This is a genomic window from Pseudomonas sp. (genome assembly GCF_050739655.1).
In the GTDB taxonomy this organism is placed as follows: domain Bacteria; phylum Pseudomonadota; class Gammaproteobacteria; order Pseudomonadales; family Pseudomonadaceae; genus Aquipseudomonas.
Map to the genome: position 1 here is coordinate 1 of NZ_JBOIBY010000244.1, position 12167 is coordinate 12167.

Here is a 12167-nt window from a genome sequence, read left to right on the forward strand (position 1 = left end):
CGCTGTGGTACACGGTCGACGCGCTGTAAAGCACCATCAAGGTAAAGGCGTAGATCGCCATGCTGACAATCTTCCACGGGCTGCCGTCGAGGCTGGCAAGCACAATCAGCCACACCCCTCCCACAAACGCCGCCACTGCCCCGACCAGATGCGTCCAGGCATTCAATCGTTCCCCGTGATACATGTGTTGCTCACCTCGAATTTCATTACCGCAACGCGCAAGGCTCAGGCCTGGAGCGTAAAAGCGCAATGTTTCTGTACGACGGGCCCGGCGTAATTGGGCACAATCGAGTCATTCCAAAAAGAGTCCGGCCCATGCTGATCGATGAAGAGTTGACCCTGAAAAAACTCGAGGTGTTCCTGGCCTTCATGCGCACCGGCAATCTGGCCCGGGCTGCCGCTGAGTTGCAGACCAGTAACGTCAGCGTGCACCGGGCCATTCATTCCCTGGAAAGTGCCCTGCGTTGCCCGCTGTTCAAACACGAAGGCCGTAACCTTACGCCACTGGAAAGCGCCTATGTGCTGGAAGAGCGGGCGCAGAAGCTGATTCAGGATGTCGTCGAAACGGTGCGCCTGACCCGTGAAGCCGCTGGGTTTTCCGCAGAACGCTTCAAGCTCGGCTCGCTGTATTCGCTGACGGTGAAGACCGTACCGCAGCTGATCATGGGCCTGAAAATCCGCCGCAGCGAACTCAACATCGACTTGATCCTGGGCTCGAATATCGACCTGCTGTACAAGCTCAAGAACATGGAAGTTGACGCGATCCTGGTGTCTCTGGACGACAGTGTCAACGATCCTGACTGTGAGCAGATCCCGCTGTTCTCCGACGACATTTTTCTCGCCACGCCCGCCGATTCGAAGTTTGCGCAACGCACCGAAGTCGACCTGGCCGAGGTGCGCGACGAGACCTTCATCACCCTGACCCAGGGCTTCGCTACGCACCAGGACGGTAAGCGGGTATTCGAGCAGGCGGGGTTCGATCCGAAGGTAGCAATGCAGGTCAACGACATCTTCACCCTGTTAAGCATGGTCAGCTCAGGGGTGGGCTATGCGTTGCTGCCGGGGAGGATTGCGGCGGTGTACGAGAACCGGGTGAAGCTGATTCCATTGCAGGAAAAGTATCGGTTGCAGCAGCACATCGGCGTGGTGTTTCTCAAAGCCAAGGAACGCGATCCGAATCTGCTGGCGTTGCTGGCGGAGTGTCGGATGTATGCCAATCGCCAGGCTTGAGACCGTTTCGCCTGCATCGCGGGCAAGCCACGCTCCTACAGGTTCTGAGGTGATACACAGATTGTGTATACACCCAAAACTCTTGTGGGAGCGGGCTTGCCCGCGATGGCGTCGGAACATTCAATGAGGATTTAACGGTTCAACCGACAATCCCACGAACAATGAAGTACAACAGCGAAGGCCCAAGCAGGCACCCAAGCCCGGTATGGAAGGTCGCCGTCAGCGCCCCATAAGGCACCAACCGCCGATCCGTCGCCGCCAGGCCCGCCGTCACACCACTCACGGTGCCGGCCAACCCACCGAACACCATCGCCGAACGCGGGTTATCCAGGCCCATCCAGCGCGCGGCCATCGGCGTACCCACCATCACCAGAATCGCCTTGATCAACCCGGTGGCAATCGACAACGCCATCACATCCGAGCTCGCGCCAATCGCCGCGCCGGTCACTGGCCCGACGATGTAAGTCACCGCACCAGCGCCAATGGTGGTCATGCTCACCGCATCGCGATAACCGAATGCCCACGCCATGCAGGCGCCGACAATGAACGGCAGAATCGTGCCCAGCAACAAGGCAATCACGCCGATCAGTCCGGCCTTTTTCGCTTCGGTGGCCTGTACTTCGAACGCCGTCGCAACGATGGCGAAGTCCCGCAGCATCGCACCGCCCATCAAACCGATACCGGAGAACAGCGTCAGGTCCGCCAGGCCTTTTTGCCCGCCTGTCAGGGTGCCGCCGACCCAGGCCAGCACCAGGCCGATGACGATGGCAATCGCCGAGCCATGAATGCGCCCGAAGGTCAGGCGTTTAGAGAGGATGACCGATACCCACATGATCACGCCGACGAAGGCGAATGCAGTGACCAGACCGTTGTGCTCCAGGCCTTTCTCGATGAGATCCCACATATCAGCGACCTCCTGCCGGTGCGCCAGTCGGTGCTACTTCCACCGGTTCATCGGGCAAGGGTTCACCTTTGTGGGTCCGGCTGATCAGGGCAATGGTGCAACCGCAAACCACCACCGAACCAATCGCCGCCAGCACCGCCACCGGGCCGCCGTGCAGCGCGGTAACCACGTTCTGTTGCGCGGCCATCGCCACCACCACCGGAATGTACATGGCGCCCCAGAAGCCGACGCCCATCTCGCAGTCCTTGGTCATGCCGCCGCGTTTTTGCATCCACAGCCGTGCGCAGATCAACAGGATCATCGCGATCCCGACTCCACCGACATTGGATTTGACGCCCAGCAATACGCCAAGCATGTCACCCATGATTACCCCTGCCAGCGTACAGATCGCGAGCAGCGCCACACCGTAAATAATCATTTTTGTAGTCCTCAAAGTGCATCGTCGAATGTTGTTTTTGTTGTTCGAAGCCTGAGTCGGTGATTTAGAAGTGGCGGCCTCCCTCCTCACGCAACAGCGCCTGCAAGGTATCGAGTCGAGCACCGTCGAAGGCAATCACGGTGCCTTGCTCGAACACCCGGCGCGCCAGCCCGGTCAGCACCGCACCGGGCGGCAGTTCGATCTGTAGACGCACGCCGCGCTCGTAAGCGCTTTGTACGGTGCCGCGCCAATCCACCACGCGGCACATGTTGAAGGCGAGGTCGTCGCGCAGCGCTTCGACGTTGATCACCGGTCGCGCACGACTACCGCTCAGATACCCGATTTTCGGTGCTTGCAGTGACACCTTGGCGAAGGCTTGGGCAAGATTCTGCGCCGGCTCTTCCAGCAACGGGCAATGCGAAGGCACGCTCACTGCCAAACGCTTGGCCATCCCGGCGCCACGATTTCTTGCCAGCTCGGCCACGGCCTTCATCGCCTCGTCACTGCCGGCAATCACCGCCTGGTTATCGGCATTGATGTTGGCCAGATAAACCGGTCTGTCGACACGATGAACCTGCGCCAACAAACTTTCGACCGTCGCCAGATCAAGGCCGATAATCGCCGTCATGCCATAGCCCTGTGGATAAGCCTGCTGCATCAGTTCACCGCGCAGGCTGACCAGATGCAGCGCATCGCTGAAGTCCAGGGCACCGGCCACCACCGCTGCCGGATAGGCGCCGATGGAAAGCCCTGCGACATAGTCCGGCGTCATCGACAACTGCCGCGAAGCCGCCACGCCAGCGATCAGCAAGCAAAGCTGCACCGCTCTCGTGGACTGCAGCGCCTGGGCAGAATCCAGCAGCCGAACGTCTTCACCCAGCACGTCGCTGGCCTCGATCAGCGTTTCCCGAGGCAAACGCTGGAGCATGCCTGGCTGCTGCGCGCCTTGCCCCGGGAACACCCACAAGCTGCTCACGCTGCTTGCTCCTGCGGGTTCCACGGGTCGATGACCAGGCAGGCTTGCGTTGCATTCTTGAGCAGGACACAACTCGAAGACCCGGCCCATTCGCGCAAGGCAACCGCGCCCAAGGGTGTCTGCAGTTGCATGTCCACCACGCACTTGGCTGCATCGAGCAATGCCAGCAATTCACGAGCCTGACCACGCGCCAACGGTTGAGGCGTGCGCAGAATCAGATCCAGGTCGCTTCCCTCATGAAGGGCTTCAAAACCGCTGGCGAGCTCGAACCCGGCACTGCCGCTGACACCCCAGACCGAACCGCAAGCATCCAGTTCGGGACGCAATTGAGCCAAGGCTTCAAGGGCCGGCAGGTCACGTTGGATATCAACATGGCAGAGCGCCTCGGGCGTGACGCGACGGGTGATCGCCGCAATCGCAATCGACGTTGCAAAACGCTGCTCACGCAATCGACCACGCACACCCACCGCGATGTGATTCGCCGTCGACACTGCCCGCCGTACCACCACCGGTTGCCCTGCGCCGAGCGATTCGGCCACCCACGCAGGCGCATCTGTAGGCAACTGCTCCGGGGTCATTCCCCAGAGCAGGTCGTGGGCGAGAAACGCGCTCACCACTGCTCTCTCAGCAATTGGCGGACCTTGCTCGATGCCGCACGGTTGGCTGCGCCGAGGCGACCGCTGAGATCAGCACCCTTCCCGGTAACATCGCCAATCGCCTGATTCAGGCATTCGCTGACGCGGTCCAGATCCGATGATGTCGGCTGCTCTATCTGCTCCACCGAAAGGGTTTCCCACAACAAACCCAGGCTGGCATAGCTGTCGATGTCATACGCCATTGGCGGCACACTGGCGGCCAGGGCTTCAAGCTCTTCGACGCTGCGTAAAGTCACCCGTGCTGCCGATGCCTTGCCCATGGCATGCACCATCACCCCTGGATCACGCAGGGCGATCAAGCGATTGGCCTGATAACCGTGGGCCAAAAACGCTCCGGACATTGCCTTGCCCACCAGCAGAGCGATGACCGCATGCCCGGCCAGACGAGCACGGGCGTAACTGTCCGCAGCCGCCGCCAACGCCTGATGAATGCCAAGGGCTTCTTCGCGACGACCGTAAGCCTGGCTCGGCACATCGACGATGGCGATCAAGGCGCGCTTGTGCGGTTTGTCCTGGTCGGCGGCGATCACTTCATCCACTGCCTTGGCCAGGCCCCAGCCTTCGAGCAAACCCACCTCGCCATTGCGAGCGCGGATGAAACGGTTTTCAGGATCGGCCACCACGGCAATGAAGCGCACGGGCTGACCAGCCAGCAACCCATCGGCCACTTTCAGCGAGGCCGGCAAACCGTCGATCGGCGTGGCATCGGCACTCAAGGCGTTGAACCAGTTCAAGCCTCTCAGGGAATACGAACTCATGAGCGCTCTCCTTGATACAGATCGCGAACCACTGACGGCTCGATTTGCGGTGTGGCATCCAGACGCGCCAGCCGTTGCAGGAACAGGTCGGCCTGACGACTGCGTTGTTGTGCCGGCAAACCCTGCTGGAGCAACTCGCTGACTTGCTGCTGGATCAGCGCCACGTCGTCTTCGACATAACGATCCACCAGACCACTGGCGAAACGTTGCTCGCCACCGGTCAGGCTCCAGATAAACGGGCGATCCCGGGAGTCGTACTCTTCAAGCCCCGCTTCCTGCTCGATCACCTGTGGGCCGTTCAAGCCAAGGCGCGCTTCCTGGGTGACGAGCAAGTAGCTGCACAACCCAGCGGCAATCGACATGCCACCAAAGCACCCCACGCTGCCTGCCACCACGCCAATCACCGGCTGGTATTGGCGCAAGTCGACAATCGCCGCATGAATATCGGCAATCGCCGCCAAGCCAAGGTTGGCTTCCTGCAAGCGCACACCGCCGGTTTCCAGCAGCAACACGGCGCGGGTCGGGATGCCGTTGCGGTTGTCCTCGGCGGCCAGTTCCAGCGCGCCGGCAATCTTTGCCCCGCCGACTTCACCGAGGCTGCCGCCCTGGAATGCCCCTTCGATGGCCGCGATCACGACTGGCAAGCCACCGAGGCTGCCCTTGGCAATCACCACGCCATCATCGGCCTGCGGCACAACACCCTGACGTGATAACCATGGCGACATGACGCGCTGGAACGGGTCGAGCAATTCGCGGTAGGTGCCGGCATCGAGCAGCGCTTTGGCGCGCTGCCGGGCGCCGAGTTCGACGAAGCTGTGTTTGTTGAGCAACGCGGCGCTGTCAGTCATGGCCGATCTCCTCAAAGCCTTGTTCCAGACGCAGCCGAACCACACCGGGCGTGGCGCCGAAATCATGGATATCGATGTCCATGGCCGGTGGCGTCTGACCGTCGAACATCCGTGCGAACAGATGCTGCCAGCGGTGTTCACTGCCATTGACCGAGGTCTGCACGGTGATCGTCAGCTTGCCGGCCTGGCCCGGTTCGATCAGCACTTCCAGATCGCCGGAGCCGACACAACCCACCAGCGTGCGACCGCGTGGCGGCTGCCCGGCAGGGAATTCAAAGGACAAGGTTTCCATTACAAAACTCCCTGAATGAGGCCATCGCACGACTCGATGCGGTCGATGAACAGGCAGGCGGCGAGCAAGTCGGCAGCGCCACCGGGCGAGGCATTCAATGCGATAAGTTGTTGGTCCAGCTCATGCAGCCGACGACGCCCGGCGAGGCTGGCGCTGCCACCGGCATCGAGCACTGCTTGGGCGCCGCGCTGCATGGTGTGCAGGCCTTCTTCGCCAGCGCGGTACAGCACGCAGGTGTCGGCCAGCGTGGTCATGATTGCCAGCAGGGCATCGAGACGGGCGTTCTGCTCACCGTGCCCGTTGGCGCGGCTGAGCTTGAGTTGCGGCAGGGCCCGCTGGGTCACCGCCGGAAAAGCCAGTTGGGCTTCTTCACGGGCACCGCGCGCGCCGAAACGTTGGACGACTTGCGCACCGTGGCTCAGGGAGCGCGGCGCGTAACGGTCATCCAGCAAGGCCAAACGTGCAGCCCGCAATGTGACACTGTTTGCGCCGCAGGATTGAGGCCCCAGTGCCGCCGCGGTGACCAGCAGGCCCAAGGCCCAGATCGCCCCGCGATGGGTGTTCACTCCACTGGTGGTGACGAGCATGGCTTGCTCGCCTTCACGACCAATGCGGCCCACGGCTTCGCGCAGTGGCAAACCGATCTCCCCGATCTCGATGGCCGCTTCGGCCATTTCCTTGAACGCTGGCCACAGGGCGAGCGCCGAGGCATGCATCAGCCCCAGGTGCAGATCGGTATGAGCGCCACTGCCGCGGCGGTCTACCAACGCAGGTTTGGGCGACAGGTCCGCTTCGTCGATCAGCGCGTCCACCGCCATGTCCGCCAGCCGTTCGGCCAGGCTCAGGGTTTGCGGTTGCAGGTTGAATGCGTGCATTTACCAGCTCCTGAACTTGGCGGGCGGGTTGTAGAGGCCACCGGACCACTCCACCAGATCGGCCACGCTTTTAGCGGCGAGCAATTCGCGGGTGGCGTCGGTACGGCGGATGCCGAGGTCTTCGGGCAAGGCGATCAGGCCTTCACGGCGCATGCGCGCGGTGTCTTTGGGGTTGTGACGCAGGCCGATGGCAGTCACGCCCGCGACGGCGGCGATCATGGCCTGGCGTTCTTCGAGCGAGCGCGCCTTGTACAGATAGGCGATGCCTTCTTCAGTCAGCAGGTGGGTGACGTCGTCGCCGTAAACCATGATCGGCGCCAGTGGCATGCCGCTTTTTTTCGCCACTTCAACAGCGTCGAGGGTTTCAACGAAAGTCGGTTTGCCGCCTTCCTGGAAGGTTTCGACCATTTGCACCACCAGCTTCTTGCCGCGCTCAAGCATGGGTTCGGCTGACTCGGTGTTGCGCATGTCGAGCCAAGCCGGTGTGCCGTGTCGACGGCCGCGCGGATCGTGGCCCATGTTCGGCGCCCCGCCAAAACCGGCCAGTCGGCCACGGGTCACGGTGGAGGAATGGCCGTCACCATCGACTTGCAGGGTGGCGCCGATGAACAGGTCCACCGCGTATTGCCCGGCGAGTTGGCTGAACATCCGATTGGAGCGCAGGGAGCCATCGCGCCCCGTGAAGAACACATCGGGCCGGGCGGCGATGTAGTTTTCCATGCCCAGTTCGGTGCCGAAGCAATGCACACTTTCGACCCAGCCGCTTTCAATCGCCGGGATCAGCGTAGGGTGTGGGTTGAGCGTCCAGTTGCGGCAGATTTTGCCCTTGAGTCCGAGGGATTCACCGTAGGTCGGCAGGATCAATTCGATGGCGGCGGTGTTGAAACCAATGCCGTGGTTGAGGGACTGCACGTTGTGTTTTTCATAGATGCCACGGATCGCCATCATCGCCATCAACACGTGCACAGGCTTGATGTGCCGTGGGTCGCGGGTGAACAGCGGCTCGATGTAGAACGGTTTGTCCGCCACCACCACGAAATCGACCCAGGATGCCGGAATGTCCACGCGAGGCAGGTCGCTGACATCGTCCACCAACTGGTTGACCTGAACGATGACGATGCCGTCGCTGAAAGCGGCCGGTTCGATCAGGGCCGGGGTGTCTTCGGTACTCGGGCCGGTGTAAATGTTGCCAGCACGGTCAGCCATGAAACCGGCAGACAGCACGACGTTGGGAATCAGGTCGACCACCAGCCGTGCATAGAGTTCGATGTAGGTGTGGATCGCGCCGATTTCCAGCAAGCCATCTTCAAGCAGTTGGCTGATGCGCAGGCTTTGGGTGCCAGCGAAGGAGAAATCGAGCTTGCGGGCGATGCCGCGTTCGAAGAGGTCCAAGTGCTCCGAGCGGCCGACGCTGGGCATGATCATGTGCAGATCGTGGAGCTTGGCCGGATCAGCCTTGGCCAGGGAGCGAGAGAGGAAATCCGCTTGCTTCTGGTTGTTGCCCTCCAGCACCACACGGTCACCCGGCAGGATCAACGCCTCAAGCGCCGCGACGATTTTTTCGGTGGGCAACACCACGCCGTCGGCAAGACCTCGCACCTGTTCGAGACGCCGCTGCTTTTCGCTGCGCCGCCGCGTCCATCGCGAGTCGGGGGATATTATTGTTGTCATGACCACTCCACGGGGTTCGCTGTCGTGGAGCTACATTAGGAGTGTTGGGCGTGGGGCATCAATCAAGCAGAGTGGTGGATCGTTACGGTCAGAGTAATAGTTGCTTTTAGTGGTGGGTTGTCAGGGCCGGCCTCATCGCGGGCAAGCCCGCTCCCACAGGATTGCGGGTGTACGCGAAATGTGTGAACAACCGAAAAAACTGTGGGAGCGGGCTTGCCCGCGAAGAGGCCAGTGAAACCAACACAACAACCCAGTCAGGCCCCCAACCCCGCATCCACCAACAACTCCTCCAACCCCAACAAATCCGGCACCTTCGCCACCTGATCAGCCACCTGCACCGCCGCTTTTTCCAGCGTGCACAAAGGCACGTCGACATAACTCAACTGACTGTCGAGCTTGTACGAGCGCGGAATACCCTGCACCAGCATCGCAATGAACTTCAGTTCAGGCCGGCCCCCCAGTGCATTGAGGATGACGATCCGTGCGCGCTCGCCGATGACGATTTTTTGTCCGCATGCCGACTCGAAACTGAGCAACGGGATCTGCCGGTTCCGCCACGTGACCCGCCCCAGATACCATGGCGGCGTATCCAGATCGAACGCCGCTGGTTGGTAATCGATCAATTCGGCCACAGCCACATTGGGCAGGATCAGGTTGCGGTCGGCCAGCGGCAATACGAGGCCGGTGAGTTCGCTGGTGCGTGGGTTGATCAGCCGTTCAAGCATGGGTTTTGCTCCACAGGGCGATGCTTTCGAGCAGTACTGATTCCTGGTACGGCTTGCCGAGGTAGTCATTGACGCCAAGAGCCATGGCCCGGTCGCGGTGTTTCTGGCCGGTGCGGGAGGTGATCATGATGATCGGCAAGTGCTGCAATCGCTCATCGTTGCGCACCTGGGCCGCCACTTCGAAGCCGTCCATACGCGGCATCTCGATATCCAGCAGCATCAGGTCCGGTGTGTGTTCTTCCAGCAACAGCATCGCGTCAACGCCGTCCTTGGCGGTGAGCACCTGCATGCCGTGGCGTTCGAGCAAGCGGCTGGTGACCTTGCGCACCGTGACCGAGTCATCGACTACCATCACCAGCAACGGACGCTGTGGCTCGGCCTCGACTTCATGACTTGTCGGGCGCTGCGGCACACGGACCTGCATGGCGCGGATCGGCGCCAGCAGATCCAGAATCAGCACGACCCGGCCATCTCCCAGAATCGTCGCCCCGGAGACACCTTGCACCGCTGCGAACTGCGGACCGAGGCTTTTGACCACGATCTCGCGAGTGCCCGCCATGGCATCGACCAGCACCGCGATATGACGCTCGTTACATTGCACCAGCAGCACCGGCAGCGGCAGGCTCTGGCCCAAGAGTTTTGGTCGTGGACTGGTTTTCAGCAGCTCCCCCAGATAACACAGTTCGTAGCGTTGCCCAGCGTATTCGTAGGTCGGCGGATCGAGGCGAAAGTGCCCTTCGAGCTCGTTGGGCAGCACGCGAACGATGCCATCGATAGTGTTCAGCGGGATCGCGTATTGATCATCGAAGCATTGCACCATCAGTGCGCGATTGACCGACACCGTAAACGGCAGGCGAATGCGAAAATGCACGCCCTGCCCCGGCACCGAATCGATGCTCATGCTGCCGCCCAGCTGCCGCACTTCTTCTTGCACCACATCCATGCCGACGCCGCGCCCGGAGATCTGGGTGATTTTCTCGGCGGTGGAGAAACCCGGTTGCAGGATCAGTTGCAGGACATCGCGGTCGCTGATTTCGCTGTCCGGCTCCAGCAAACCACGCTTGATCGCCTTGCGCCGCACCGCCTCCAGCGGCACACCGGCACCGTCGTCGCGGATATCGAAAATCATGTCGCCACCCTCGCGCATCAGGTCGAGGGTGATCCGCCCTTGCGCCGGTTTGCCTGCCGCCATCCGCACTTCGGCGGGCTCAAGGCCATGGTCCACGGCATTACGCAGCATGTGTTCCAGCGGCGCCGCCATGCGTTCGAGCACGTTGCGATCCATCTCGCCCTCAGCGTTGCCAACCACGAACTCAACGTCCTTGCCCAACTCCTCGGCCACCTGGCGGACGATGCGTTTCAAACGCGGCAGCATCCGTTCGAACGGCACCATGCGCGTGCGCATCAAGCCTTCCTGCAACTCGGTGTTGATGCGGCCTTGCTGTTGCAGCAGGTTTTCCGCGTCCTGATTGCGTCGGTCGAGGGTTTCCTTGAGGTCGAGCAAGTCGGAGGCGGACTCGAACAATGCCCGCGACAGTTGCTGCAGTTGCGAGTGACGGTCCATCTCCAGAGGATCGAACTCTTCGTAGCCCGAGCGTTCGGCGTCGACTTGCTGACGGCTGAGGATCCGGCCCTGGGTTTCGGTATCGAGACGACGCAGCTGGTCGCGCATCCGTTCGATGGTGGTTTCCATCTCGTTGAGCGCCACTTGTGCATCGCTGACCTGCTGTTCGATTCGGCCACGGAAGATCGACGTTTCACCCGCCAGGTTCACCAGGTCATCGAGCAGTTCCGCCGAGACCTTGACCATGTCCGCGCCGGCATCGGGTTGCAGCAATGGAGCCTCGGCTTTTACCGCTGCCGGCAACGCAGAAGGCGCCGCAATCGGCGTTTCGGGCACCGCCGGATGGCTGAAGTTCTTGATCGCATCGATCAGTCGGTCGGCCGGTGGCAACGGCTCACCGGCGCGGGCCGCATCGAGCATTTGCGCCAGTCGGTCATGGCTGCGTTGCAGCAGTTCGAACAACGCCCCCGTGGGTTTCAGGACACCGGTAGACAAGCCTTCGTAGAGAAACTCCAGCTCATGGGCCAAATCACCTATCGGGGTGATCTCCACCATGCGCGCACCACCCTTGAGGGTGTGCAGGTCGCGCAGCAGGGTTTCCACTTCCTGACGACTCGAGGGTTCAGCCTGCCAGCGCACCAACGCCGCGCCGGAGCTTTCGATGATGTCGAAGCCTTCTTCGAGGAAGATGTCCAGCAATTCGGTGTCATGGTGGGTCGAGTCGTTATCGGCCTGCGGTTCGACTAAGTCGGGATGGGCGGCGTGACCTTGACGGAACGCGTGAATCGCCTCGACCAGCTCACTCGGGTCGCCCAACGGTTGATGGTTCTGCAACTGCCCGAGCAACTGCGCCAACCGTTCATGACTCTGTTGCAGTAACTGCGCCAGCACTTCGCTAAAGCTCTGGCGGCGGTCGACCAATCCTTCGTAAAGGTTTTCCAGTTCATGGGCCAGGTCACCGACCGGCTCGACCTTGGCCATCCGCGCACCACCCTTGAGGGTGTGCATGTCGCGCTGCAGGGAAGACAGTTGCGCAGTGTTGTTTGGATCGATCAACCAGCGCTGCAAGGCCAGAGCGGCGCTTTCGAGGATGTCCACCGCCTCTTCGAGGAAGATTGAAACGATTTCGTCGTCCAGTTCTCGGTCCCGTGTAGGAGCGAGCTCGCTCGCGATGGGCGTTAACGATGACGTGTTGTCATTGGATAAACGCGGTGTCTTTGAGTCTTTCGCGAGCGAGCTCGCTCCTACAG

General features: G+C 61.4%; 13 protein-coding genes. 1 reads left to right on the top strand and 12 read right to left on the bottom strand.

Annotated features, from left to right (window positions below):
- The coding region (locus tag ACRESJ_RS11975; RefSeq protein WP_431758073.1) for a hemolysin III family protein at positions 1–184 on the bottom strand (184 nt) is incomplete at its 3' end.
- Between the two features lie 131 nt (positions 185–315).
- Here ACRESJ_RS11975 and ACRESJ_RS11980 point away from each other — a divergent pair.
- Entirely contained in the window at positions 316–1230 is a 915-nt protein-coding gene (locus ACRESJ_RS11980) for a LysR family transcriptional regulator (RefSeq protein WP_431758074.1), read from the top strand.
- A gap of 139 nt (positions 1231–1369) precedes the next feature.
- Here ACRESJ_RS11980 and madM read toward each other — a convergent pair whose 3' ends face one another.
- From madM to ACRESJ_RS12035, 11 genes are all read right to left on the bottom strand, one after another.
- Positions 1370–2134, bottom strand: a complete 765-nt coding sequence (gene madM / locus ACRESJ_RS11985; RefSeq protein ID WP_431758075.1) for a malonate transporter subunit MadM — start codon at positions 2132–2134, stop codon at positions 1370–1372.
- Between the two features lies 1 nt (position 2135).
- The gene (gene madL / locus ACRESJ_RS11990) at positions 2136–2552 is read right to left on the bottom strand and encodes a malonate transporter subunit MadL (RefSeq protein ID WP_431758076.1); all 417 of its coding nucleotides are present in this window, start codon (positions 2550–2552) and stop codon (positions 2136–2138) included.
- A gap of 64 nt (positions 2553–2616) precedes the next feature.
- A complete protein-coding gene (gene mdcH / locus ACRESJ_RS11995; RefSeq protein ID WP_431758077.1) occupies positions 2617–3528 on the bottom strand; it encodes a malonate decarboxylase subunit epsilon in 912 nt (303 codons plus the stop codon).
- Entirely contained in the window at positions 3525–4145 is a 621-nt protein-coding gene (locus ACRESJ_RS12000; RefSeq protein WP_431758078.1) for a malonate decarboxylase holo-ACP synthase, read from the bottom strand. Before ACRESJ_RS12000 ends, mdcH begins: the two co-directional genes overlap by 4 nt.
- Positions 4139–4942, bottom strand: coding sequence for a biotin-independent malonate decarboxylase subunit gamma (gene mdcE / locus ACRESJ_RS12005; protein WP_431758079.1), 804 nt, complete (start codon positions 4940–4942; stop codon positions 4139–4141). Before mdcE ends, ACRESJ_RS12000 begins: the two co-directional genes overlap by 7 nt.
- Positions 4939–5790 (bottom strand): biotin-independent malonate decarboxylase subunit beta, encoded by an 852-nt coding sequence (locus tag ACRESJ_RS12010; RefSeq protein ID WP_431758080.1) that lies wholly within the window; start codon positions 5788–5790, stop codon positions 4939–4941. Before ACRESJ_RS12010 ends, mdcE begins: the two co-directional genes overlap by 4 nt.
- A complete protein-coding gene (locus ACRESJ_RS12015; RefSeq protein WP_431758081.1) occupies positions 5783–6082 on the bottom strand; it encodes a malonate decarboxylase subunit delta in 300 nt (99 codons plus the stop codon). Before ACRESJ_RS12015 ends, ACRESJ_RS12010 begins: the two co-directional genes overlap by 8 nt.
- Positions 6082–6957 (bottom strand): triphosphoribosyl-dephospho-CoA synthase, encoded by an 876-nt coding sequence (locus ACRESJ_RS12020; RefSeq protein ID WP_431758082.1) that lies wholly within the window; start codon positions 6955–6957, stop codon positions 6082–6084. Before ACRESJ_RS12020 ends, ACRESJ_RS12015 begins: the two co-directional genes overlap by 1 nt.
- Positions 6958–8628, bottom strand: coding sequence for a malonate decarboxylase subunit alpha (gene mdcA / locus ACRESJ_RS12025; protein WP_431758083.1), 1671 nt, complete (start codon positions 8626–8628; stop codon positions 6958–6960). It abuts the gene before it with no gap.
- 254 nt (positions 8629–8882) lie between these two features.
- Entirely contained in the window at positions 8883–9353 is a 471-nt protein-coding gene (locus ACRESJ_RS12030) for a chemotaxis protein CheW (RefSeq protein ID WP_431758084.1), read from the bottom strand.
- The coding region (locus ACRESJ_RS12035; RefSeq protein ID WP_431758085.1) for a hybrid sensor histidine kinase/response regulator at positions 9346–12167 on the bottom strand (2822 nt) is incomplete at its 5' end. The genes ACRESJ_RS12035 and ACRESJ_RS12030, both read right to left, overlap by 8 nt.